Source organism: Paenibacillus sp. GCM10012306, assembly GCF_042649265.1.
Taxonomy (GTDB): domain Bacteria; phylum Bacillota; class Bacilli; order Paenibacillales; family Paenibacillaceae; genus Paenibacillus_AQ.
Genome location: NZ_JBHRYW010000001.1, coordinates 684,867 through 711,312, shown reverse-complemented (window position 1 = coordinate 711,312; position 26,446 = coordinate 684,867). Strand labels below are relative to the sequence as shown.

The 26,446-nt window shown below is 46.7% G+C and carries 19 protein-coding genes; 1 reads left to right on the top strand and 18 read right to left on the bottom strand.

Annotated features, from left to right (window positions below; all coding sequences use genetic code 11):
- Window positions 1-38: 38 nt before the first annotated feature.
- A complete protein-coding gene (gene mntR, locus ACFORK_RS03110) occupies window positions 39-464 on the bottom strand; it encodes a transcriptional regulator MntR (RefSeq protein ID WP_379195489.1) in 426 nt (141 codons plus the stop codon).
- A 193-nt stretch (window positions 465-657) separates the two neighbouring features.
- Here mntR and splB point away from each other — a divergent pair, with 193 nt between their 5' ends.
- Window positions 658-1,734 carry a spore photoproduct lyase gene (splB, locus tag ACFORK_RS03105; RefSeq protein WP_379195487.1) on the top strand — a complete coding sequence of 359 codons (1,077 nt, stop codon included), beginning with the start codon at window positions 658-660 and terminating at the stop codon, window positions 1,732-1,734.
- 145 nt (window positions 1,735-1,879) lie between these two features.
- Here the strand turns inward: splB and ACFORK_RS03100 are convergent, their stop codons facing one another.
- The 17 genes from ACFORK_RS03100 to adhE form a co-directional block, all read right to left on the bottom strand.
- Window positions 1,880-2,593: a cytochrome c biogenesis CcdA family protein gene (locus tag ACFORK_RS03100; protein ID WP_379195485.1), complete on the bottom strand. Its 714-nt coding sequence runs from the start codon at window positions 2,591-2,593 to the stop codon at window positions 1,880-1,882.
- Window positions 2,594-2,814: 221 nt separating this feature from the next.
- Complete coding sequence (locus ACFORK_RS03095) at window positions 2,815-3,618, bottom strand: metal ABC transporter permease (RefSeq protein WP_379195483.1); 804 nt, start codon at window positions 3,616-3,618, stop codon at window positions 2,815-2,817.
- A gap of 763 nt (window positions 3,619-4,381) precedes the next feature.
- Window positions 4,382-5,098, bottom strand: a complete 717-nt coding sequence (locus ACFORK_RS03090) for a metal ABC transporter ATP-binding protein (RefSeq protein ID WP_483874833.1) — start codon at window positions 5,096-5,098, stop codon at window positions 4,382-4,384.
- A gap of 66 nt (window positions 5,099-5,164) precedes the next feature.
- Window positions 5,165-6,160, bottom strand: a complete 996-nt coding sequence (locus tag ACFORK_RS03085; RefSeq protein ID WP_379195479.1) for a metal ABC transporter solute-binding protein, Zn/Mn family — start codon at window positions 6,158-6,160, stop codon at window positions 5,165-5,167.
- A 277-nt stretch (window positions 6,161-6,437) separates the two neighbouring features.
- Window positions 6,438-7,571 (bottom strand): hypothetical protein, encoded by a 1,134-nt coding sequence (locus ACFORK_RS03080; RefSeq protein WP_379195477.1) that lies wholly within the window; start codon window positions 7,569-7,571, stop codon window positions 6,438-6,440.
- A 316-nt stretch (window positions 7,572-7,887) separates the two neighbouring features.
- The gene (gene metG / locus ACFORK_RS03075) at window positions 7,888-9,900 is read right to left on the bottom strand and encodes a methionine--tRNA ligase (RefSeq protein WP_379195475.1); all 2,013 of its coding nucleotides are present in this window, start codon (window positions 9,898-9,900) and stop codon (window positions 7,888-7,890) included.
- A gap of 348 nt (window positions 9,901-10,248) precedes the next feature.
- Window positions 10,249-10,512: a membrane protein insertion efficiency factor YidD gene (yidD, locus tag ACFORK_RS03070; RefSeq protein ID WP_379195473.1), complete on the bottom strand. Its 264-nt coding sequence runs from the start codon at window positions 10,510-10,512 to the stop codon at window positions 10,249-10,251.
- A 1-nt stretch (window position 10,513) separates the two neighbouring features.
- On the bottom strand, window positions 10,514-10,975 hold the full coding sequence (locus ACFORK_RS03065) for a Fur family transcriptional regulator (protein WP_379195471.1): 462 nt from the start codon (window positions 10,973-10,975) through the stop codon (window positions 10,514-10,516).
- A 216-nt stretch (window positions 10,976-11,191) separates the two neighbouring features.
- Window positions 11,192-13,444: a stalk domain-containing protein gene (locus tag ACFORK_RS03060; protein ID WP_379195469.1), complete on the bottom strand. Its 2,253-nt coding sequence runs from the start codon at window positions 13,442-13,444 to the stop codon at window positions 11,192-11,194.
- 314 nt (window positions 13,445-13,758) lie between these two features.
- Complete coding sequence (locus ACFORK_RS03055; protein WP_379195467.1) at window positions 13,759-14,550, bottom strand: response regulator transcription factor; 792 nt, start codon at window positions 14,548-14,550, stop codon at window positions 13,759-13,761.
- Entirely contained in the window at window positions 14,528-16,381 is a 1,854-nt protein-coding gene (locus tag ACFORK_RS03050) for a cache domain-containing sensor histidine kinase (protein ID WP_379195465.1), read from the bottom strand. The genes ACFORK_RS03055 and ACFORK_RS03050 overlap by 23 nt, the downstream gene beginning before the upstream one ends.
- Window positions 16,382-16,406: 25 nt before the next feature.
- A complete protein-coding gene (locus ACFORK_RS03045) occupies window positions 16,407-17,234 on the bottom strand; it encodes a carbohydrate ABC transporter permease (protein ID WP_379195463.1) in 828 nt (275 codons plus the stop codon).
- Window positions 17,234-18,118, bottom strand: coding sequence for a carbohydrate ABC transporter permease (locus ACFORK_RS03040; RefSeq protein WP_379195461.1), 885 nt, complete (start codon window positions 18,116-18,118; stop codon window positions 17,234-17,236). Before ACFORK_RS03040 ends, ACFORK_RS03045 begins: the two co-directional genes overlap by 1 nt.
- Window positions 18,119-18,217: 99 nt before the next feature.
- Window positions 18,218-19,630 (bottom strand): extracellular solute-binding protein, encoded by a 1,413-nt coding sequence (locus ACFORK_RS03035; RefSeq protein ID WP_379195459.1) that lies wholly within the window; start codon window positions 19,628-19,630, stop codon window positions 18,218-18,220.
- 390 nt (window positions 19,631-20,020) lie between these two features.
- Window positions 20,021-20,758: a pyruvate formate-lyase-activating protein gene (gene pflA, locus ACFORK_RS03030; protein ID WP_379195457.1), complete on the bottom strand. Its 738-nt coding sequence runs from the start codon at window positions 20,756-20,758 to the stop codon at window positions 20,021-20,023.
- A 209-nt stretch (window positions 20,759-20,967) separates the two neighbouring features.
- Window positions 20,968-23,229, bottom strand: a complete 2,262-nt coding sequence (gene pflB / locus ACFORK_RS03025; protein ID WP_379195455.1) for a formate C-acetyltransferase — start codon at window positions 23,227-23,229, stop codon at window positions 20,968-20,970.
- A 256-nt stretch (window positions 23,230-23,485) separates the two neighbouring features.
- Window positions 23,486-26,107 (bottom strand): bifunctional acetaldehyde-CoA/alcohol dehydrogenase, encoded by a 2,622-nt coding sequence (gene adhE, locus ACFORK_RS03020; protein WP_379195453.1) that lies wholly within the window; start codon window positions 26,105-26,107, stop codon window positions 23,486-23,488.
- Between the last annotated feature and the right edge of the window lie 339 nt (window positions 26,108-26,446).

Sequence of the window (26,446 nt, the reverse complement as noted above, 5' to 3'; positions counted from 1 at the left end):
GGTAAATCCGTAGAAAAGGAAGATCCGGGTTCCTTTTTCTAAGAATCGCTAACCAGTTCATCATGAATATTATACAGCGTCTGCACTCGTTCCTGGTCCCGGCGGAAGTATTCCACCAGTGTCTCAATACGTGTGATCGAATCCCAGCTCAAGTGATGCTCGATGCCTTCAACATCCTTATAGATATTCTCCTCTTGCACACCGATCAGTTCGAGAAATTGCTCTAACAGCTGATGACGGTCAACCAGTCGTTTTCCCACTTTTTTTCCTTTATTGGTCAGGACAAGCCCACGATATTTCTCATAGATGAGATATTCGTCCTTATCCAGTTTTTGGATCATCTTGGTCACAGATGAAGGGTGGACTTCCAATCCCTCGGCAATATCCGAGACCCGCGCATACCCTTTCTCATCAATGAGCTTGTATATGCGCTCCAAATAATCCTCCATGCTGGGTGTTGGCATTCAACTTTACCTCTTTTCTATAATGAGCGTGGCGCAGGCGGCCAAACCTTGCTCTAACAATGATACATGTTTCTCCCGCTCCTTGGCAAGTCCCGCCACATTTTGCAGTCCAAATTGCACAGCATTACCACGGTTTCAATGACTATAAAATCAGCACACTAAAGATATCCCCTATGTGAAGGAGCGTGTATGCATGTCTACAGTGACACCGAAACGCCCTGCAGTCAGGCGGCAAATAAAACCTACAGCCCCCTTCATGCCTGAGCTTGTTTTTTTCGAGCCGAACGCCCTGAATTATCCCAAAGGGGAGCGGATTATGGCTTGGGTTAAGAGCAATAATATCCCTTACCGCATGACTACCTCGCATAACCGTATCACCAATCTTCCCGGCGAAACGGAAATCGAGCAGTATAAAATCGCCAAACGAACACTTGTTGTCGGATTACGCAAAACACTAACCTTCGACCAGTCCAAGCCTTCTGCTGATTATGCTATTCCTATCGCGACCGGATGTATGGGGCACTGCCATTATTGTTATCTTCAAACCACGCTTGGATCCAAGCCTTATATTCGCGTATATGTCAATACAGATGATGTGATGGATGCTGCCAAAAAATATATTGAAGAGCGCTCACCGGAAATCACCACGTTCGAAGCAGCCTGTACCTCCGATCCACTAGGCCTGGAGCATATTACAGGTTCTCTGGAGGAGCTGATTAATTTCATGGCCAAAGAGCCGCTGGGGCGGCTGCGATTTGTTACCAAGTATCAGCATGTAGATTCGCTGCTCAAGCTTCAGCACAACGGTCATACGCGTATCCGCTTCAGTATCAACGCCGATTATGTCATCAAGAATTTTGAGCCGGCGACTGCCCGGTTTGAGGAACGCATAGAGGCCGCTGGAAAGATCGCACGAGCCGGGTACCCGCTAGGCTTCATTATTGCCCCTATTATCTGGCATGACGGCTGGCAGGAGGGTTATGCCGAGCTGCTGTCCAAGCTTGCCGAAGCTCTGCCTTCAGAGGCGGGAAAAGGCTTGACCTTTGAGATGATTCAGCATCGCTTCACCAAGACAGCAAAGACGGTCATTGAGAAGCGTTATCCGAAGTCGAAGCTGGAGATGGATATTGAGAAGCGGAAAAAGAAATGGGGGCGTTGGGGCCAGAACAAATATGTGTACCCTGATGAACAACAAACCGCCCTGCGAGAATTCATCACAGAGCGGATTTTCGAGCATTTTCCAGAAGGCAAGATTGATTATTTCACCTGATGACTCAGGCAGCATTAGCAGCATCTTCTATATAGATTGAACTTAGGATTCTAATATAGGGTTAATTTTTTTAGTTCAATCTATATAGCTAAAGAAGCAGGATGGATCATAGCCATTGTCCCATATAATTGCAGATTAGTTCAGCCTAAAATTTCAGCCAATCAGGTGTAATACCCTGCAACCAAATCGTGATGCGGAACATCTGATCCGTAAAGAGCAGCAGGCCCATAAACACCATCAGGACACCGCCGATCTTCATTAACAAGTTGGAGTATTTAAGGATGCGTCTGGCTCCGCCCAGAAAGAAAGCTAAGGCAAAGAAAGGTAGCGCAAACCCGACACTGTATGCGGTAATTAGGGTGAACCACGTGCCGGGATCACTGGCGGAGAGCGCAATGATAGCCGTCAGAATCGGGCCAATGCACGGTGACCAGCCGGCAGAAAAGCCAATGCCGAAGATAAAAGATCCGGCATAGCCTGCCGGCTTCCATTTGAGATTCAGCTTTCGTTCACGCATCAGAAATTGCGGCTGAAAAACACCGAGCAGAAACAGACCCATAACAATAATAAGGATTGCCGACAGCTGGCGGATCAGATCACGCTGGCCGTTGAAGAACTGCCCGAACAACCCCGCGCCAAAGCCTAAAGTGTAAAAAACCGCTGAAAACCCAAGGATAAATGCCAAAGTATGACTCAAGGTCCGGAAACGGACCTCTTTGGAGTTGCCGCCGCTCTTCAATTGCTGAACAGATAATCCGGTTATGTAAGACAAATACGAAGGATAAAGAGGCAGGCAGCATGGAGAGATAAATGAAGCCAGACCCGCAGCAAAGGCTATCCCTGCATTAATGTTGGACAAAGCAGCAGCGCTCCTTCCCGATTAATGTCTCTTCCGCAAACCTTCTTTAGTATGATGGCTTCATGATGACTTCTGATGTCTCGATGTTATGTTAAAATGCTTAGCTCACATGTTCATTTGCACTCATTCGTTTTTTAGACTCTCAGTTTCTTCGCATTCACATGCTGTGGGCACTCACACGTTCAACCCCACCTACATGGGGCTACTAACTTATTCTCTGCTTAAGTTGGCAGACCCTTCTTTCCGATCAGCGTGAGCGCAAGCAATGCGATAAGCAGCAGGACAATCGTCGCCCCTGGGGCAAGATTCCAGATTCCGGCTACAACAAGTCCACCCACGACCGCAATTTCCGCGATAACCACCGATACAATGACCGATGATTTAAAGCTGCGGGATAACAGTAGACTAATGGCAACAGGTATGGTCAGCAGCGCGGATACTAGCAACGAACCCACGATTTTGATCGCTGTGCTGATTACCAGTGCGGTCAGAATCGTGATTAACATGTTCAACAGCTTCACCGGCAGTCCGCTGACGCTCGCAGCATCCTCCTCAAAGCTGAGCAAAAAGAACTCCTTGAAGAATAACGCAACCACGACCACAACCGCTATCGTAACCAATCCAACAACGAGCAAGTCCGTATTGTCGAGCGTATAGATGCTACCGAACAGATAGCTCATCACATCTGCATTGTACCCTTTGCCCAGAGTGAAAAAAAGCGAGGCCAGCGCTACACCGCCAGACATGATGATCGCAATCGACAACTCGGCGTAGCTTTTGTACGCCTTGCGGAGCTTCTCAATGGCAAAGGAGGCGGCAACGGCGAAAATCAGCCCTGCGCCCAGCGGATAAAATCCCGCCAAAAAGCCCAGCGCCACACCGGCAATCGTGACATGCGCGAGCGTGTCTCCGATCATCGACAGTCGTCTAAGAACAAGAAAAACGCCTATAAGCGGCGCAGTAATACCAATCAGCAGCCCGCCCGCAAGCGCCCGCTGGAAAAAATCGCTGAATAGAATTTCCAAAATTGATTCTCCTTTTTTATTCGATCCCTCCCAAACCCTCCCTTCCCCAAGGGAGGGCCCCAAAGGGCTGCACCCTCTGGACACCGCTAAGTGCAACTGACGTAGGCGGAAGGGATTGCTGTGACTAGAGCCGTTTGACGCATGATCGCTTTCGTCCCTCACGGGACACGCTTTACGGTGGACGGGACTTAGGGACTTAAAAGATCTACTAACAAGATCAAAGGCAAGATAAAGGTCAAAAGCAAGATCAAAAGCAAGGGCGAAGACCTGATGTTATCCTATGTTATACAATGGATAACTGCAAGAACCAGTGCTCTTGGTTATCCTATGTTATACAATGGATAACCGCAAGGTCCAATGCTCTTGGTTATCCTATGTTATACAATGGATAACCGCAAGGTCTAGTGCTCTTGGTTATCCCATGTTATACAATGGATAACCGCAAGGTCCAGTGCTCTTGGTTATCTAACGTTGCACTGTTGATACCTTCCGATACCGGAACACTCGGGGAGCATAACTGGAAAAACTCCAGTTATTTAAGAAGGATAGCTCCTTTTTCTTAAATTAGCTGGAATTATTCCCGTTAATCTAGCATTTTAATTGGATTCGAGCTGAATAACTGAAAATAACAGGAGTTTATCCCGTTATTTTAATACTGACCAAGAAATGTATCAGATTAACGGGAGAAAATCCCGTTATTATGACGTACTAGTCAGCATTTGCTGAATTTCATCTTTCAGGCCGAGGATTACCACGGCATCCGTCAACTAAGCGTGTGCTGAAGATTATCCTCGACGCAATCCTGTACATCATGAGAGTGGCGGCAGTAGAAATTGATTTTACCGTTACGCTGGACAGGCTCCTGGCCCAAATAATTACGGATCATATCAATGTCATGCGACACCATCAGGAAGGTCATATGATGATGAGCATGCATATGCGTGATCAGGTCGAAAAATCCGGCCTGTGTCTCGGCATCAATCCCAACAGTAGGTTCGTCCAAAATAAGCAGATCCGGGTGATTGATCAGCGCCCGCGCCAGGAACACACGCTGCTGCTGACCGCCGGAGAGCTGACCGACTCTTTTATCCGCAATATCCTGAATACGCATCACTTCGAGTGCATCATCACACTGCCGTTGCTGTGCCTTCGATACTCTGCGGATTAGGTTCTTGTTGTTGTAAAGACCGGACAGCACCACTTCGCGCACAGTCGCCGGGAACAACGGGTTAAACGCGTTTTTCTGCGGCACATAGCCGATCCGCTCCCAGTCCTTAAACTTACGCACGGATTGACCAAACAACTTGATGTCACCGCTACTCGGAGGCAGCAGGCCAACGATCATTTTCATCAACGTGGTTTTACCGGCTCCATTAGAACCAATGATGCCAAGAAAATCACGCTCTTTTACAGTATAGCTAAGTCCGGATATAACTTTTTGCTCTCCATAGGAAAAGGAAAGATCCTGTATCTCAATCATATGTTGATGACAGTCCAGGGATACCGGTTGCATGCGTAGTACCACCTTTCACGTATACTTTCCTTATTATTGTAAGGCTAGAATCAGATTTTGCAAATTTTTCTCCATCAGGGTGAAATAATTATCATTGTTTTTCTCCTGTTCCTGGGTCAGACCCTCTACCGGGTTCAACACTAGTGTCGATACCCCAGTTTCATTCGCCAGTGTTTTGGCAAGACGGTCAGAGACCAGTTCCTCGAAGAAAATATACTTAATCCCTTCATCCTTCACGAGCTTCGCTAATGCAACCAAATCCTGACCACGTGGCTCAGCATCCGGTGACAAGCCCATGATCGCATGCTGATCGAGACCATAATCACGAGTCAAATAGCCGAAGGCCTGATGGGAGACCACAATTTCTTTGCCCGGAACCTTGGCGAGTTCGGTTTCGAACTTGACGTCAAGTGCCTTGAGGCGCTCTGCCAGCTTATTATAACGCTCCTCATAGGCATCTTTGTGCCCGGGATCAACGTTTTGCAGGCTGTTTTTAATATTTTCGGCCATAATCAGCGCCGACTTCGGACTTACCCAAGTATGCGGGTCCGTGTGCAGGCTATCTCCGCCCGTATTTCCATTCTCTGCACCATGATCCTCCGCCCCACTCTCATGATCAGCATTATCGCTGCCGCCATGGTTATGACCGTCATCTTCATTTGTTTTGATCAAAGCAATGCCCTGACTCACTTCCACGGCCTGCACTTTACTTCCACGATCCAGCCCCTTCAGGAAGTTCGGTACCCAGCCCTCAAGCCCGGCACCATTATACAAAAACAGCTGCGCTTTGGACGTATTCATAATATCCTGGCTACGAGGTGTCCAATCATGCGGTTCTACACCGACCGGCAGCAGGTTGATGGCATGGATGTCATCCCCACCAATTTCTTTGGCAAATTCATATATAGGATAAAATGTGGTGACCACGTTTACTTTGCCCTCCACAATATTTCCACCACTCTTTGCGCCGCATCCGGCGAGTACAAGAACCAGCATCAGGGCAACCACAATCCACCCTTTGCGTGACATACGTGAAACCATAATACCTATCGACTCCTCAGATCGTAATGTTTACTATGCGAATTATAATAGTAATAGTTACGATAAGTCAACTCTTATGACTATGATATTTCTGCTTTTTCAGCAAAACAACTTTCTCAGAACACCATGGAGATCCCAAATTAAAATAAATAAAACTGCAACCCAATAGTCAGATGACCCAACTATCGGACTGCAGTTCAGTTACGGTTGTAAATCACTTCGGCTGTTAATGGCTACATATCTATTCCGTAATTCGCTCTTCACACTAGAACTTCACGGTTTTTATCGCAGCTTTGTCATCGCCATCCGGTGCAAGAAAAACTGCACTACGTGCTTCGACATTCACTTGGAGTAAAATCAGCGGTACTGCAGCCTCACCAGTTGCCAGCGCTGCTTGTGCCTGAGTTATATCATAGATTCTCCAGCTATTATTATTCAGATCTTGCACGAACAACGTATTACCGAATAGTTGAGTTTTCCAGCCGTACACGTCCTGGTCCGGAACGAAATTGGCAGTTAGCGAATTGATTAGCTTACCCGTTGCCAACTGATAGGTGTAAAAAACGGGCTGCAGTGCTTCAGGATTACTGATCGTGGCACCCAGCCGTTCTTCATGAGACGTACCCACCAGCAGATTCTTCCCATTCAATTGATAGATAATGTCATGTCCACCAAGGCGTTGTGCGCTACCAAAAGGCAATGAATATTCTTGCTTGCTGAACAAGTTGATAATACGGAGAAAATATGTTGTAGATCCGATGCCCGAACCCTGGTATTTCATCACGACATAAGGGTAACCAGGATAATTGACGTCAAGCAGCCGAATATCTTCATAATTATCATTTAGGTTTAACTTTAGTGAATAGTTCACCTGGCTTGATAACCACGGGCTTTGGAAGAGTTGGAATTGACCATTATTCACTATTGCGATGCGCTCTGGCTCACCGGCGCTTGGTGCTGACCAGCGGGCAGTTAAGAACCCTTCATCTGTATTTTTCGGTAATTTCAGCGCATAGCGAAAGTTATCGCTACTTAGCACCTTGCCGTCATAGTCGAGGACAAGCTTTTTAAGCGCCTTATTTTCTTCGGTTAGGAGTACAATTTTCTTTGAAACGGTCACAACAGCTAAATCATAAAGTTTAAGCGTCCGACCCCACACCACAGTATGAAGTGAGGTATCCAACATTTGCAGTGTGCTACTATCATCACCGTTACGATTCATCAACAATACTCTATTGCCGGTGAGTGGAGTAACCCGGGGCGCATCCAGACCTCCACTATTGAAGGCACTCGCTGGGAGTGTAACTACAGTAGGAGCACTGCTTGTAGCGCTAACTGGAACGGCTAGTGTGTTCAAAATAAGCAATAACAGGAGGGTGAACAGAAAGGTTTTTTTCATAGTGACAAATGATCCCCTTTCGAGACAAATAACGATCTTTTTAAAAAGAAATTACACTTGTCTCCCCATTATATTTCTCAGAACATTAGATGACAAATAATTTTATTTATCCCAAAATGATCCTATTACACAGGACAAAGTATGCGACGGCTACTCCTCTGCATTAACATCAAACAATAAGCGCAACGCAGGGCATAACAGTGTACCGGTTACGACCGGAGAATTACATTGACACATAATTTTTTCAAAAAAAGGGAACATCCCACACAGCTCTCATAGCTGAAGGATGTTCCCTTTAAAGTTCGTTGCAGTCGCCCTACTTCACAATCGCTCCGTTAGGCATGCTGTCCGGTACTGTGGCCAGCGTTAGCTGATCGCCTTTGGAAGCCGCCAAAATCATACCCTGCGACAACTCACCACGCAGCTTAACCGGCTTCAGGTTCACGATACAGATCACCTTTTGTCCTACCAACTCTTCAGGTGTGTAGAACTTCGCTATTCCCGATACAACCTGGCGCTGCTCGTAACCGAGATCCAGTTGGAGCTTCAGCAGCTTGTCAGCCTTCTTCACTGGCTCAGCGGCAATGACTTGCGCCACCCGCAGCTCCGCCTTGGCGAAATCGTCGATGCCGATTTCTTCCTTATGCTCTTCTTCCAGCTCGGATTCAGCCGCTGCAGGAGCCGCTGCGGCCTGCTGAGCTGCTGCGGCCTTGCCACCGCCCATCGCCTCAGCGATGTAAGCCACCTCTTGTTCCACATCAAGACGTGGGAAGATCGGATTGCCCTTCACCAGCTTCGTACCAGCCGGTATCAGGCCAAACGTCTTGCCGCTGTCCCATGTAGTCAGCTCGCCTGACGCAATGCCAAGCTGCTCCCAGATCTTCGCTGGTGCGCCGGTCAGGAACGGCTGTAGCAGAATGGACGCAGTCCGCAAGCTTTCAACAAGATGTCTCATCACGGAAGCCAGCTCCGCAGTTTTGCTCTCATCCTTGGCGAGCGCCCAAGGCTGAGTCTCATCAATATACTTGTTCGTCCGGCTAATGAACGCCCCGATGGCGGTCAATGCAACGGAGAACTCCATTTTCTCCATCGCTTCTTCCACTTTCTCATATGTGCTCTGCGCCGCAGCCAGCAACTCGCCGTCGAATGCGGTTACGTTACCTTCATAAGCCGGAAGCACGCCTTCAAAGTACTTCTCAACCATCGCACCTGTCCGGTTCAATAGGTTGCCAAGGTCATTGGCAAGATCGTAGTTAATCCGGTCTACGAAGCTTTCCGGTGTAAAGGTGCCGTCAGAGCCGAATGGTACTTCGCGCAGCAGATAGTAGCGCAGGGCATCCAGACCGTAGCGGTCAATCAGAGTCACTGGATCAACCACGTTACCCTTGGATTTGGACATTTTTCCATCCTTCATCAGCAACCAACCGTGTGCAAATACTTTCTTCGGCAGTGGCTCGCCCAGTGCCATCAAAATAATTGGCCAGTAGATGGTGTGGAAACGAACGATCTCTTTACCCACGATATGCACATCTGCAGGCCAGAATTTATCGTACAAACTACGGTCTGCCGAGCCATAGCCCAGTGCAGTAATGTAGTTGGTGAGGGCGTCAATCCATACATACACCACATGCTTCGCGTCACCCTTTACTTTAACGCCCCAGTCGAAGGTGGTACGGGATACTGCCAAATCTTCCAGACCCGGCTTGATAAAGTTGTTGATCATCTCGTTCTTACGGGATTCCGGCAGAATGAACTCCGGGTTCTCCTCGTAAAATTTCAGCAGACGGTCTGCATATTTGCTCATCCGGAAGAAGTAGCTTTCTTCCTTGACGAGCTCTACCGCATGACCACTATCCGGGCTTTTCGCGCTAATAATGACTCCATTGCCGTCGCGCTCTACATCAACGAGTTGTGTCTCGGTGTAAAAGGTCTCGTCAGGAATGCTGTACCAACCCTCGTAATCACCTTTGTAAATGTCACCCTGCTTCAGCAAACGGTCAAAAATATCCTGCACGATCGTTTTGTGGCGTTCTTCTGTAGTCCGAATGAAATCATCATTGGAAATATCCAGTTTGCGCCACAGGTCCTTAATACCGACAACAATATCGTCAACGAATTGCTGCGGGGTCTTGCCAGCTTCACCGGCCTTTTGTTCGATCTTCTGTCCATGCTCATCTGTACCGGTCAAGTAATGAACCTCGTAGCCACGCAGGCGCTTGTAACGGGCCATAGCATCCCCGGCTACCGTTGAATAGGCATGCCCGATGTGCAGCTTGTCACTCGGATAATAGATTGGTGTTGTCAGATAAAAAGTTTTCTTGTCGCTCATTTGTCGTCACCCTTTCTTCTCCATAAAAAAACAAAAAACTCCCGCCCCCTTATGGGGCGAGAGTAAACTCACGCGTTACCACCCAAAATTCCCTGTCTCCTCACAGAGAACAGGCTTCTCCAGTTCCCTTGCCGGGAACTGCCCATTAACGCTGGAACACGCCGTTATCTTACGTGAACCTACATACGGTTCCCGCTCGAACACAGTTCCTCCCGGACCATATTCAATCTGGCGTCCCCTGCCGGTTCTCAGCTTCCCCCGGTTCTCTGTACAGGTATCCCGATCTACTCATCCGTTCCTCGGAAATCAAGTTATTATCCAAAATATACCCAAAAAGACGCCGTCATGTCAAGTAACCTGAGACGTTCCTCCCTTTGGGGGCTCCTCCTTGAGCGGGGGGACAGGGTCCAAGCCTCCCGGGTGAAAAGGATGACAGCGGGCAATGCGCTTGGCAGCGAGCCATGAACCTTTCAAGGGACCATGAACTTCTATCGCTTCCAGTGCATAGGCTGAACAGGTCGGGTAAAAGCGGCAAGTAGCCGGCTTAATCGGTGAAATAAACTTGCGGTATACCCGGATTGGCGCCTGAATCGCTCTGCGTCCGACTCCCATCTTAATGCCCTGCTTTGCTGAGACTCGCCGGCGTTGATTCCTCTTCTCGGGTCTCTTCACAATCCTTGCAGTAACCGAACACCTCAAATTTATGCTTGACGACCCGGAACTGATCCGGTGTATCAGTCAAATTCATCGGGCAGAAATGAATGGGATAAGTCTTCATGCACTGAAGGCAAATCATATGATGGTGATGATGATCGTGTACGCAGCTGGCCTTGAACTTCACGCCATCTTCAAAGACGACCTGTTCAAGCACACCAAGCTCCTCCATTACCCGGAGATTGCGGTAGACGGTATCAAAGCTGAGACCGCTATACTTGCGGCCCATGTGATCATAGACATCCTTCGCTGACAAATATCCTGTATTCTCGCCGAATAACTTGGCAAGCGTTTTGCGCTGATCGGTGATTCGCAGTCCCTGCCCCGACATGACTTCCAATATTTGATCTGTCGACAGCATACGCTCATCTCCCATAATATTTGTTCATTTCAATTACACTCTCTTTATAATGCCCCAAAATATAGACTCCGTCAATGAAGCTCCTTGCCCGCATGAGATCAAATATCAATCCATGAGTATTATATCCACAAAAAAACCCGAGGCACGTTCAATGTCAGAACGCCCTCGGGATGTGTAAGAAAGTCTATTTATAAGTGCTTGAAACTGAAAATGTCCTTACTTCTTGGCTGGAAGCGGTGTGAAGACAAAGTTTACAGGAAGATTACTTCCCGATGCAACTGTGAACAGCATCTCAACCGAACCCTCATATGCACCGGTGCGGAAGAGCACTGCATTCATGTCGGAATTTGACAGGCTTCCTTTATTCGCCAGATTCACTATCACACCATTCACAAGAACAGATCCAAGGTAGTTGCCTCCACGCGGGTTGAATGTGATGAGTGTGTTTGGTGCTACGCGATCAAGCTTGATTTTGTACAATACCCCAAAGTTCCCGGCATTGGAAGCTTCGGTTCCATACATAGGATCCACACCAACAAGGTTCGGATCGTTCTTATTGTCTCCCAGAACAAGTCTGGACGGTGTTGTTCCGATTACATCAGGTACGTTGATGATACGAGTGGAATCAGGATACGTACCACGGTTATGCACGCCGTCGCGGTCAAGAATAGGCAGAAGCGGCAAAGTGGCCAATGGATCCTTGGTCTGCTCGATCATCATTACGTCATATTGGATGGCATAATCACTTACCAGATCAGCACTAAGGGAAATAATGTCCCCCGGTTTCATTGCGACTTTACTTGTGTCGGTCAGGATCGGCACACTTTGTCCCGGCTGAAGGGTAATCGTGCTGTAGTTCTCGCCAGTCACAATTGAATTATAGTATTTCATGACAGAAATTTTGCCTGTGTACTCCGGTGATGCTGCAGGACCGGCAAATCCGACAAATTGCGTCGTAATCGTTGCTGGTTCTGGGTTTTTATTCGTTGCAATGATATACACTTTCTGTCTTGTGCTCATGTTGTTCTTATGGTGAACCAAGAAACGTGTCGATCCAAGAGCCGTCTCGCGGTACAGTACCCCTTCAGTGTTCACTGTTTCAGGGCTGTTACTGCGGATCAGTGTGTATGGCTCGGAAGAAGTGTTGTATCCCACATTAGGATAGCTCGGGATACTACCACCATCGATGGTCAGAACATCACCCGGCTGGGTGAATAACTTGGCAACTTCGTCCTGCGTATACAACTGCTCATTCGTAATATTAATCGTCTTTTCAAAAGTACTGCTCAATCCCTGTTTGTCCGTAACCTTCAATTGGATGGAGATTGGACCCGGGTTGAAATAGGCAAGTGCACGATTCGACCATTCGGTCGTAATTGTTTCACCTTCGGGATCATAGCTTTGGTCGGTAATGACCACAGGCTCACCCATTTTATATTCATCTTTGTCTGTCGTGAAGCTGGCTACCGGCGGCTGGTTAGGCTGCAGGACATTGATGGTTACAGAGTAAGGATTACTCCATTGTCCACTCTCGTCTCTAACAGAGTAGCTAATAGTATAAGACCCTGGTTGATCATATACATCCTGCTTACCATCCCAGCGTTCATCAACGATGGCGGTGCCATTCGGGGAAGAGCTGGTTGTAGTAAAGACTACCGGCTGGCCAGCATAGATTTCGGTAGGCTGTACCGTGAAGGATGCTTTAGGTTTCGTATCCAGTGTCAGATTAACACTTTTTTGCACATTATCTACGGTATAAGGAATACTGAGCGCTGCAGTAATAGAAGTTAATGGAATCATAAATGTGCCATTGAACAGGTAGGCAGGACCTTTCATCGTTACCTTTTTGCCGTTGACGGTGTAGACATTGCTGTCCGTCTTGAAACGCATAACGTCAGTGCCTTTAGTAACGACTGTTTCCTTTGTTTTGTTGTCAAAATAGAATTTCACCCCTACCCGCTCCACCATAGCACGGATTGAAACGTAGGATACACCATTCTTGACAGCCATTGGCTGGTTAGCCAGATACAGAACTCCATTGGAATACATCTTGTTGCTGTTCATCATCAGAATAAGCTGGTTAGGGCCACTGGTAGGAACAGGCTGTACGCTTTGGTTCGGGGTTACAGTTGGTGTTGGGGTTGCGCTTGGTACTGGCGTTGCTGTTGGCAATGTTGTGGATACAGGTGTTTCTGTCGTTACAGGTACGTCACTTGGTGGTGGCGTGGGTGAAATTTCACCTGCTCCAGGCACTGCATTGTTAAGAGGCTGTTCAGTGGCCTCTGGCTGATGCGGTAACGAGTCTGTTGCTTGCGACGGATTGACGGCGTTCTGCTGCGTAGTATCCGGAACAGCAGCACCGACAGTGCCGATCACGGTTCCACTCACAGAGGACGCAAATGCCGGAACGGCTGCAGCGACCTGAGAAACCGCCAATACAGCAACTAATGCGAGTTTTCTAAAATTCATTGTATGACTCCTTCTGCTCCTATTTGATGGAATATTAGCGCGCGTTCGATATTCAGCAGCTACATTCCCTGCAAACATACTGTCATCCATACGGACGACGGTTAAGTTTGCTGCGTACCTTTTTAACAAAACATAGTATTAGACGCAGTAGGTCTTAAAAAGTTTCAGAAATGTAAAGAAAAGATTAACTACATCTTCCATAAACACGGAAAAACACCTCTCTGAATCAAAAACCATGATCCATTGAGGTGTTCATAGTATGTCATTACTCATTTTTTATAGGGTTTTAATTACTTGGAAAGCATACCAAATGCTTACTCGGCACTCTGCTTCCAAGCCTCTCGATACTCCTTGGGCGTCATCCCCGTCTGCTTCTGGAATACTTTGGTGAAATAACGCCGTTCTTGATAGCCGACACCCGAACCAATCACCGCAATGCTTTTCTCGCTGTGGGCCAGCATGAACTTAGCGGCATCGACCCGTTGCTGCGTTACATATTCGACAAACGTCATCGAGAAGCGGTTCTTGAACAGCAAGCAGAAGTAGCTGCTGCTAATGCCAAGCTTGCCGGCCACCTCTTCAATGCCAATGTCAGAACTCAACTTTTCAGTAATGTACTGAACCGCCATGTTCATGAGCTGATCGGAGGATTTTTTCGAGTTCTCGCTTGCGTTATCCGGCACTTCCTGGAACAAAGGAAGACTATTAAACAATTTATCTTTGTACTTCCTGCTGCGAATATGGGCCCCAATCTCACGTACCTTATTGCCTAGCTCCTCATAATGTATCGGCTTGCAGATATACTCCCTCACCCCGAGCCGGATCGCTTCACGAGCATAATCAAACTCCTGGTATCCCGTGAGCAGCAGCACCTCACACTCATTGCCAAGTTCACGCAGCTTGCCCACGAATGTCAGGCCATCCATAACCGGCATGCGGATATCGCACAGTACAAGATCAGGATGTTCCTCCTCAGCAATACGCAAGGCATCCCTGCCGCTCCGGGCCATGCCCGCCACAGTCATACCCATGTCCTCCCAGGGCAGCACACGGTTCAAATTGTTGAGAATCGGCGCTTCATCGTCAACCAATAATACTTTTAGCATAATGATCTTCCCCCTGCTCGTATTTAGGTATGACGCATTGTATGATCGTTCCCTGTCCGGGGCTGGAGCAGATAAAGACACCGTACAAATCTCCGTATTCAATACGGATACGGTCGGCTACACTGCGGACGCCAAGTCCTCGCCGCTCATGATTCATCCGATTCTCCGGTTTGTCCTCAGCTTCTTGCTCCGCATTCTCGTTCACCATGTACTGAAACAACGATAACTGAGCCGGCGTCATACCAATCCCGTTGTCTGAGATTCTCAGGACCAGATTCCCCCGCTCTTCCCAGCCCTGAATGATCAACTTGCCTGTATAATCAATCCCCTCAAAGCCGTGTTGAATGCTGTTCTCCACAAGCGGCTGGAGCGTAAGCTTCAGAATCCCGCAGCTCATCAGCTCATCAGGAATGTCGATCTCATAGTCGAATAGATCCTCAAACCGGAACTTCTGGATATCCAAATAATTGCGAAGATGCTTTATCTCTTCCTCAACGGTAATCTCGTCCCTGCCCTGAATGCTAATCCGCAAAATACTCGCCAGCCTGTAGACCATTTCACTTACTTTGCGCCCTTCATTCTGCACGGCCAGCACATTGATCGACTCCAGTGTGTTGAACAGAAAATGAGGCTTAATCTGTGCCTGCAAAACACGCATCTCAGCCTGATTCTTGCGGCGCTGCTCGACCTGAACCCGGGTGAACAGACCATTGATCTTATTCATAAGATCGTTAAAACCTTTTGCCAGCAGAGTCAACTCATCGTTTCCTTTTTCCTCAACACGAGTAGTCAGATCTCCATCTTCTACACGGCGCATGAAGCGGACAATGACCGCAATGGCACCCGTAATCCTGTTCATAAAGAATAGGTTAAAGAACACGGCCGCCAAAAAACAGATAAAGACGACGAACACAAACCAGCGTGCAAATACTGTTACTTCACGAGATAGCGTGTCCCAGGAGGTCACGGATACCAGACTCCAAGGGTAATCCTTCAGGTGATACACAGATAGAATGCTTTTCTCTCCAGCAAATTCAGTCTTCACGCTCTGAAATCCAGACTTGAAATCGATCTCTTTCGTTGTGAACGAATCGATATTTTGTCCGTCCAGCTTGTTGTCAGGATCGAACAGGATCATACCATCATCATTAACCAGCATAAAGGATACCTTCTGATTGCTGTCGCCAATCTTCAAGTTACGAAAAATCGATTGGAATTCCCAATTCTTGACCTGTACCACTAATATGCCGATGTTCTGAAAATAGCTTAGCTCCTTCACAAGCCGGATTTGTGTAAAGACAGGTTCAACGCCTGTCAATTCCGGGTATTCGTGAGGAGCCAGCCATTTGGGTACACCATTGAGCGTCATGACTTCCTTGTACAGATCGCTCTGTTTGAATTTATCATACGGCAGCGTGCGGAAATTTTCCTTATTAAATACCGATACAATCTGTGAGCTGCCTTTTCCATTAAAATTGTAAAGAAAAGCATAACTGATCGAAGGATGGTTGTATAACAGACTCCGGAAGCTGCGCTGGCTGGCATTCAAGCTGAGCTGCTCAGCATCCGTCAGATCCTGTTTGGAAGGATCGTCGGCACTTAGCGCCATATGAAACACTGAGGTGGCAATTCCGTTGTCTGTTACATTATCCATGTCTTTGAAGACATTGGAGATACTATAGCTGATCGCCTTCAGGGAATATTCCGACTGCTGGCTATATTTGGTCTCAATCGAATTATAAGTCACGAAGAACATGATCATGCCTAGAATAAATAATGGAATGATGATCAGGCCCACAAATGCCGTAAATAATTTGTAGCGCAAATTCATCGGCTATGCTCCTGACCTTAAGAAATTATCCCTTCACACTGCCCGCAGTAACGCCTTCAATGATTTTCTCCTGCAGAATCGCATAGATAATAACCACTGGCAATACGCTGTAGACAATCCCCGCCGACATCTGTGCATAGTTCATTTGATACTGATCTCGGAATTGGACCATGCCCACTGGGAGTGTGCGCAGTTCATCATTGGAGAGGAAGTAGTTGGCCAGCAAGAATTCATTCCAATTTCCCAGGAAATTCACGATGAATACTGTAACCATTGCAGGAACTGTAAGCGGTACTATAATTCTAGCAAAGATTCCCGGTGCCTTCAAGCCATCCACAACCGCCGCTTCCTCAATTTCTGAAGGCAGAGAGCGCATAAATGCAGCTAAAATAATGATCGTAAATGGTATCGCATTCGCAATATATGGGATGATCAGCGCCCAGTGTGTGTTTAAGATACCAAGTTTACGTACAATGTTGTAAATCGGTAGCATCAATGCATTGTTCGGAATCAACATCCCTACAAGAACGAGAGAGAACAATATCGTATTCCATTTACCCTGGCGCATGCGTGTGATCGCAAACGCGAACATGGAAGCCAGCAAGATAGATACAACTGAAGATAAGACCGAAATGTACAAGCTGTTGAAGAAATAGGTACTTATTTTCGCATTAACCCATGCCTCAACATAGTTATTGAAGACAAATTCTTTCGGGATACCAAAAGGATTAAGGGCAATCGCGTTGTTATCCTTCTTCACGGACGAGAACAGTACGAACAGGAAAGGAAACAGGATGACTAATAGATAACCCAACAGGATCACATGGGGTAGACTCTTTTTCAGGGTGCGCATCAGTATTCCACCCTTTCTGTACGCCGGGCAATAAGCACCTGATACAATACCGTGACCACCAGCGTGAATGCAAAGATCAGGACTGCGATGGCATTGCCGTACCCATATTTGAAGTTGGTAATTGCATATTTAATCATGTACGTCGCCATTACTTCAGTCGAACCAGCCGGTCCGCCCTTCGTCATTACGATAACGATGTCCGCAGCCTTCATCGCACCCGCGATGGACAGCATGATGACTACTGAAATAATAGGAACGATTAAAGGAAGCGTAATTCGGGTCGCCCGCTGAAAACGGGTTGCACCATCGATTGCCGCAGCTTCATCCAGTTCGCCTGGAATGGACAGAATAGCTGCCAGCACCATGACAATATAAAATCCGGTCCACTGCCACGCATTGGTGATCAGGATGGACAGCATCGCGAACCGCTCATCCGACAACCAGTATACCGGGTTAATTCCGACCAAACTCAGCAGTTTGTTAAAGAGTCCGATGTTAGGCTCGTAGATAAAGCCCCACAGGATTCCGATAACAGCCGTCGACATAATCGATGGCATAAAAACCGCTGTCTTATAGAGACCCTTCAGCTTCTTCACATTTGCGATTAGAAGAGAGAAGATCACGATCAAGGGAACTTGGATAAACACAGAGAACAGGATGAACCATCCATTGTTTTTCACCGAAATCCAGAACCTTGGATCTCCGAAAGCTTTCGAATAATTACTAAAACCAGTGAATTTAACTGTCGATGATACACCATTCCAACTGGTGAAGCTGTAGTAGATGGAACTGAAAATGGGATAAATGAAGAACATCAGGAACAGAATTAACGCAGGAATAACAAACAACGTAAAGACCACAGGGCTTCTCAATGCTTTATTCATGGCTACCTCCAATTGCTTAGACATCAGGGAACGATTTAAGGAAGTATTTTAAAAAATGTACCCTGGAACAAGCGCCAGGGTACATTCAGTTCCTGCTTCTTATTCCACTGCTGCGTTGGCTTCTTCCTGAACCTTTTGCAGTGCTTCGCCCATCTTCTCAGGTGTGGTCTGTCCGCCGATCAGCTTTTGAATTTGAATGTTGCTGATCTCAGTGGTTACATCCGCTTGCACAAGAGAGTCAAAAGCTGGGAATGAGGATTGGGAGTTGTTCAGTACAGCCACGATCTCGCTCATCAGATCATCTGTAATATTTTGATTCAATACGTTCTGGTCAATCTTCATTGCAGGCAGCACACCATCTTCTACAAGTCCGCGAAGCTGCATTTCTTCATTAAACAGGTTCTTGATGAAAGATTTCACTGCAGCCAATTGACGAGGGTCATTAGCTACCGCAGCAGAGAAGCCGTAACCATTGTTCACATCGCGCATCAGGGATGTTTGGTCACCCACGCCGCCTTCAACTGGTGGAATATTGAAGAATCCAACCTTGCCGATCAGACCTTCACCAGATTGACCTGGTTTAAATACGGAAGATTTCCATGTTCCGTCATACAACAGGATGGCTTCACCGCTCGTGAATTGTGTTGTATATTCAGCGTACTCGAAGCCTAGCTCGCCTTTTTTGAAGTAACCTTTGTCTTCCCAATCTTTGTACTTGGCAAAGCCGGCAACGACTTGCGGATCTGTCCATTTAGCTTCGCCAGTAGCGAACTTAGCAGTGACTTCCGGTCCAGCATAGCGCGACCACAGGTGGTTAGCCAACATCAACGGTACCCAGCCTGCTTTGGAAGCAGCAGCCAATGGCACTTTGCCGTCAGCCTTGATATCTGCCAGTTGTTGTTCCAGCTCGGCAAAAGTCGTAGGAGCCTTCCAACCTTTGCTGTTGTAGTACTCTTTGTTATAGAAGAATCCTTCCCCGGAACCGCCGATTGGCAATCCGTAGATCTTACCTTCATAAGTAAACGGATCAAGGTTGGAGAACTTATCTTTGATACCCAGTTCTTCCAGAATAGGTGTCAGATCAAGAAGCTTGTTTTCTTTCGCATAAATCTTGGAGTCAGGGCTACCGAACAGATCGAATACCTGCGGTGGATTGCCTGCTGCCATTTCACCACGAAGTTTTTCTTTACGGTTAACGTCTGATTCAACGCCGTCCAGCTTAAAGGTTAAACCAGGAACTTCCCCTTCTACTTTCTTAACTACATCCTCCAAAATAGCCAAGCGTTTTTGTTTATCTGCCCCTACTTGTGTATGACGAATCGTCATTTCGAACGGTTCCGCGCTTACCGGTTCTTCCGTAGCTGGAGCGTTCGTAGCCTCCACCGTGTTGGTTCCAGTTTTGTTGCCTTCACCATTCGTAGTGCTAGTGTTGTTATTATTCCCTCCACAACCTGCCAGTAGCGCAGAGCTTACGAAAATCAGGGACAATAGCAAAGTCATACTTTTTTTCATTTTTGTGACCCTCCCTATTTAATGATTTCGTTTACAGTTTCTATTATAAAAAAAGGTGATTATTAGCGTAAGGTTAAGATTCATCTACAATAGGGATAAAATTGTCTAATGTAAGCGAAATCATTGTTATTTTTTAACTTTTAACGTTAGAATATATTACATTATTAATTGTAAAAGCTAATTACAAAGTCAAAATATCGTCTGAAAATAAGGGAAAACACTGCTTATTAAGATGTTAAATCAAATATATGTTATGTATTTTAACACAAACTAGGAAGAACGACTCTTTTACGTAGAATTTGTAAGCGGATTATTCTTATATCATAACAGAAGCCGCCCCTTTAGCAGCAGCTATTCTGGGACGGCTTCTTATGTTCTTATGAGTAGATATTATACCAGTTCGACCTGTTTGCGACCTTCTTCAACCAGTCGGTAAGCCCGCTCTATTTCCTCTTCAGTTGGGCTGGGAACACCCTCAAGCTCATAGGCCTTGCCTAACATCTCCCATTTGTATACGCCCATCTGGTGATACGGCAGGATCTCGAACTTCTCTACCCCATTCAGACTGCCAATAAAGCGACCAAGATTTAGCAAGTCTTCTTCCCGGTCATGAATGCCAGGAACATAGACGTGCCGGATCCACATTTTGCGATTGTGATCTGACAGCCAGCGTGCAAGCTTCAGTGTCCGTTCATTGGATTTGCCTGTCAGCTTGATGTGGGCTTCGTCATCGATATGCTTGAGATCCAGCATCACGAGATCTGTCACATCCAGCAGATCATTAATCTTGTCACCTTCATTGTAGCCGTTGGAATCCAGTGTAGTGTGCAGATTCCAGCGTTTCTTCACTTCCGTGAACAGTTGCTTGACGAAATGCGCCTGCAGCGTCGGCTCTCCGCCGGATACGGTCAAGCCACCTCCGGACGTACGGTAATAGTTCAAGTAAGGCTCGATCTCCGCCAGAACCTCTTCCAGGCTCATTTCCTTACCCTCATCCAATGCCCATGTATCTGGATTATGACAATATTGGCATTTCAGCAGACAGCCTTGCATGAACAAAACAAAGCGAATACCAGGCCCGTCAACGGTTCCAAAGGTTTCTAAGGAGTGTATGCGACCTTTAATCATTAGGAGTCATCCTTTCTCCACGACTGACCACAGCCTCTCCTTCCGAAGAAGGTCCCTGTCCTTAAAGACTGTTGTCCCCTTAAATCGCGGTCCCGAAATTTAAAATTTTAACCAATTTAAAACAAGATTTTACCGCCCTTGTGACAAGGGCGGCATCTCCTTGCGAGTATCTTAATGATATAGCCAAAGCATTTCAGTTATCGAACGACTTACATCGAACCATGGAACGTACGGTTGATTACATCCAATTGTTGTTCGCGAGTCAGCTTGATGAAGTTAACGGCATAGCCGGATACGCGAATGGTCAATTGTGGGTAGTTCTCTGGATGTTCCATAGCATCCATCAACTGCTCGCGGGCGAACACGTTGACGTTCAAGTGGTGACCCTTGCTGCCGAAGTATCCATCCAGCATGGATACCAGGTTAGATTTACGGCCTTCTTCTTCCTTACCCAATGCCTTAGGCACGATGGAGAAGGTGTTGGAGATTCCGTCAAGGCTATCTTCGTAAGGCAGTTTGGCAACAGAGCTCAGGGATGCCAGGGCGCCCTTCTTATCACGGCCGTGCATTGGGTTAGCACCTGGTGCGAATGGCTCGCCTTTTTTACGTCCGTCAGGTGTAGTACCTGTCTTCTTACCATACACCACGTTGGAAGTGATGGTCAGTACGGATTGTGTTGGCAGAGCATCACGGTAAGCATTGTGTTTGCGAATCATAGTCATGAAGGATTCAACCAGTTCTACAGCAATGCTGTCTACGGAATCATCATTGTTACCGTAGCAAGGGAATTCACCTTCGATTTCAAAATCAACGGCAATGCCTTGTTCGTTACGTACTGGTCTAACCTTCGCATGTTTGATAGCGCTCAGGGAGTCAGCTGCAACAGACAAACCGGCGATACCACAAGCCATAGTCCGCAGAATATCGCGGTCATGCAAAGCCATTTCAATACGTTCGTAGGAATATTTATCGTGCATGTAGTGAATGACATTCAGCGTGTTCATATACAGCTTAGCCAACCACTCCATCATTGGTTTGAAACGTTTCATTACTTCTTCATAATCGAGAACTTCGGAAGTGATGCGCGGAAGCTCAGGTCCAACTTGCACGCCGGATTTTTCGTCCACACCACCATTGATAGCATACAACAATGCTTTTGCTAAGTTGGCACGTGCGCCAAAGAATTGCATTTGTTTACCGATACGCATTGCAGATACGCAACATGCGATACCGTAGTCATCGCCATAGATTGGACGCATCAAATCGTCATTCTCATATTGAATGGAGCTGGTCTCGATGGATACCTTGGCACAATACTTTTTGAAGCCTTCAGGCAATTGCTCGGACCACAGTACAGTCAAGTTTGGTTCCGGTGCAGGTCCCAAGTTGTACAGGGTGTGCAAGAAACGGAAGCTGTTCTTGGTAACACGAGTTGTGCCGTCTACGGACATACCACCAATGGATTCTGTAACCCAAGTTGGGTCACCACTGAACAGTTCATTATAATCAGGTGTGCGCAGGAATTTAACAATACGCAATTTCATTACGAAATGGTCTGTTAACTCTTGTGCTTGTTCTTCGGTCAAAATGCCTTCTGCGATATCACGCTCAACATAGATATCAAGGAATGAGGATACGCGTCCAAGGGACATTGCCGCACCGTTCTGTTCTTTGATTGCTGCCAGGTAACCGAAGTATACCCATTGGAAGGCTTCTTTGGCAGTGTTAGCTGGCTTGGAGATATCAAAGCCGTGCATAGCCGCCATTTTCTTCAGTTCGCCCAGTGCGCGGATCTGTTCGGAAATTTCTTCACGAAGACGAATTACGGATTCGCTCATGGCATCTACTTCAAGATTTTTGAGGTCTTGTTTCTTTTCATTGACAAGGAAATCAATTCCGTAAAGCGCTACGCGGCGGTAGTCACCAATGATCCGGCCACGGCCGTAAGCATCAGGAAGACCGGTAATGATACCCGCTCTACGCGCTGCTCTCATATCATCTGTATATGCATCAAATACGCCTTGGTTATGCGTTTTGCGAATGTTCGTGAACATGTCGACAATGCCTTGCGGAAGTTCAAATCCGTATGCGTTACAGGCATCGATCATCATTTTAATACCGCCGAACGGTTGAATGGAACGTTTGAAAGGCGCGTCAGTCTGAACGCCGACAATTTGCTCCTTGTCTTTGTCAATGTAACCAGGATTGTGCGAAACGATTGTAGATACAGTGTTCACATCTACATCAAGCACACCGCCATTGGCAATTTCCCGTTTGGTCATTTCAGAGACAATTTTCCACAGTTCCTTGGTATTCTCAGTAGCTCCGGCGAGGAAATCTTCCTTGCCCAGGTAAGGGGTAATGTTCTTCTCAATAAAGTCATTCACGTTAACTTTTCTGGACCATTTACCTTTTGTAAAACCGTGCCAACCCGACTTCACTTCTTGTACATCTTTTTCAATCACCGACATGCTAAATCCCTCCATCTATATTTATAGTATTGTAGAGATCGCGGGCTTGAAGGTTAATCCCGTGTCTCGCGACCCCTTAATATGGTTGTTATAAAATTCACAATAGTGATTTTATAACCGGGATCGTTGTTTGTTTATATGAATATTTTAGTTTATTTTCTGAAAAAGGACTGTGACAAATATCACCTTTTCGGTGATATTTGTCACTAGCATCCAGTTTCTCAAAGAACGAAATCCTTAGCTCAAAACCGTGGTATTAGTTATCAAATTTGCCGTAGAAAGCATTGCGGTATACGTCTGCAAGCTCGCTGACAAGTGGCATTTTCGGATTAGCAGTTGTACATTGGTCTTCAAATGCACGGTCAGCCAGATAATCTACACGCGATTCGAAATCCTTAGGATCAAAGCCCAGCTGTTGGAACGACTCCTCAATACCCAGCTTCTTGTTCATGTCGCGGATCGCATTGATCAAGCTGGTAACCCCTTCTTCGGTGGTACGAGCTGGCAGTCCCAGAATACGGGCGATCTCGGCATAACGCTCGTCAGCAACGAAGTGCGAATATTTAGGGAACGAAGCAAACTTCGTTGGTTTCTTGGCATTGTAGCGGATAACGTGTGGCATAAGAATCGCATTAGTGCGACCATGAGCCGTGTGATATTGACCGCCCCATTTGTGCGCCAAACTGTGGTTGATGCCCAGGAATGCGTTGGCGAAAGCCATACCAGCAAGCGTGGAAGCATTATGCATTTTCTCACGAGCCAGCGGATCAGCTTCCAGTGCCGATTTCTCCAGGTATTGGAATACGAGCTGGATCGCTTTGATGGCAAGACCATCGGAGTAATCACTAGCCATAACCGATACATAGGCTTCAATCGCATGTGTCAACACGTCCATACCTGTGTCAGCAACAGCAGTTTTTGGCAAGCTATATACGAACTCTGGATCAATGATAGCTACATCAGGTGTGAGTTCATAGTCAGCCAAAGGATATTTGGTGTGTTTTTCAGTTGTTTTGTCAGTGATAACCGCGAAAGAAGTAACTTCCGAACCAGTACCCGAAGTCGTTGGGATGGCAACGAATTTAGCTTTGTTACCCAGTTTAGGGAACTTGTAGACCCGTTTGCGGATATCCATGAATTTTTGTTTCAGACCGTTAAAGTCAGCGTCTGGGTGTTCGTAGAACAACCACATACCTTTAGCTGCGTCCATAGGGGAACCGCCGCCGAGAGCAATGATGCAGTCCGGTTGGAATCTGTTCATCATAGCCGTACCTTTTTCCACTGTAGTGGTCGAAGGATCTGGTTCTACTTCCGAGAACACTTCGATAGCTACTGGTGTTTGACGTTGACGCAGATAGTGCTCAACTCTTTCCACGTAACCCAGTTTCACCATCATAGGGTCTGTGATAATCGCAACGCGTGTAATATCAGGCATTTTGGCAAGGTATTGTGTTGCACCTTTTTCGAAATAGATCTTGTCGGGTACTTTAAACCATTGCATATTCACGGTACGACGATTCACCCTTTTCACGTTGATCAGATTGATGGCAGTCACGTTTTGCGATACCGAGTTGCGTCCGTAAGATCCACAGCCCAGTGTCAGCGAAGGGATATTAGTGTTGTAAATATCGCCGATGGCACCGTGTGTCGATGGCGAGTTCACCAGAATACGTCCGGTTTGCAGACGGTTCGAGAACTTCATGATCACTTCTTCATTGTTCGAGTGGATAGCCGAGCTGTGGCCCATGCCTCCGAACTCAACGATCTCGGCAGCACGTTCGATACCTTGATCAGCATTCTTAACTTTATAGCAAGCCAGTACCGGACTCAGCTTCTCTGCAGACAATGGGAATTTTGTTCCTACGCCTTCAAGTTCAGCTACCAGGATTTTGGTGCCTGCTGGCACTTGAATACCGCACATTTCCGCGATCTTCGTTGCAGATTGACCAACAATTGCCGGGTTCACTGCACATTTTTCAACGTTCATTGCACCGGAAGTCAGCTTAGCAGCTTCTTCTTTGTTAACGAAGTAACATCCGTTCGCAATCATTTTCTTCTTCACTTGGTCAAAAATAGCTTCTTCAATAATAACCGCTTGTTCGGATGCACAGATCATACCGTTATCGAATGTTTTCGAAAGGATTATGTCAGTTACCGCTTGGTCGATGTTAGCACTCTTCTCGATAAAGGCAGGTACGTTACCAGGACCTACGCCCAGAGCCGGTTTACCACAGCTATAAGCCGCTTTAACCATGGCCGATCCGCCTGTTGCCAGAATCAGTGCAACGTCAGGGTTATTCATCAATGCGTTTGTTTTGTCCATCGTTGGCATTTCGATCCATTGGATACAGTTCTCAGGTGCGCCAGCTTTTACTGCTGCGTCATGTAGAATTTTGGCGGATGCTGCACTACACTCTTGCGCAGATGGATGAAAACCAAATATAATAGGGTTACGTGTCTTAGCGGCGATCAGAGCTTTAAACATCGTGGTGGATGTTGGATTGGTTACCGGTGTGATACCCATAACGATCCCGACCGGTTCGGCGATCTTTTGGAAACTTTCGTAGGAGTTGTCTTCGATGACCCCTACGGTCTTATCATATTTAATTCCGTGCCAGATATATTCTGTTGCGAAAATGTTCTTCGTGATTTTGTCTTCGTAGACGCCTCGACCTGTTTCTTCAACGGCCAGTTTCGCCAGATACATGTGCTTGTCGAGTCCTGCCAACGCCATTGCATGAACGATTGTGTTGACCTGCTCTTGATCCAGCTTCATGTACGCTTCTTGAGCCTTCTTGGCTTTATCTACCAGAGTCTGAATATATTCCTCAGCTGTTGGTTGCTTCACTTGGGCGGGCACTTCATTTTTAACTGCCATGTCCCTCGTCCTCCTGTCAATTTTTGAGTTGTTTTTCTCTACATGTTCATATTATCACATACTTTTCGTCTTGTATAGTGAAATCTTTCACAAAGTATAAAGTTTTTTTGACGTGTTTCAAAGCGCTTTCATTCAATCATATTTAGGATTTATAACCATATTTTATTTAAAAAATGGTTTAATTCACCTGATTTCACCCTTTCCATCCAACTTCCCCCTTATTTATGTGGAACTAAAAAGACATCCTGCTCTCCATTCAACACTCTACGAATCACAAAAGGTTCACAACTCACTTTCCTCTCTATCTCCTCCGGAACCACTCTTTTCAAATTCATTCAT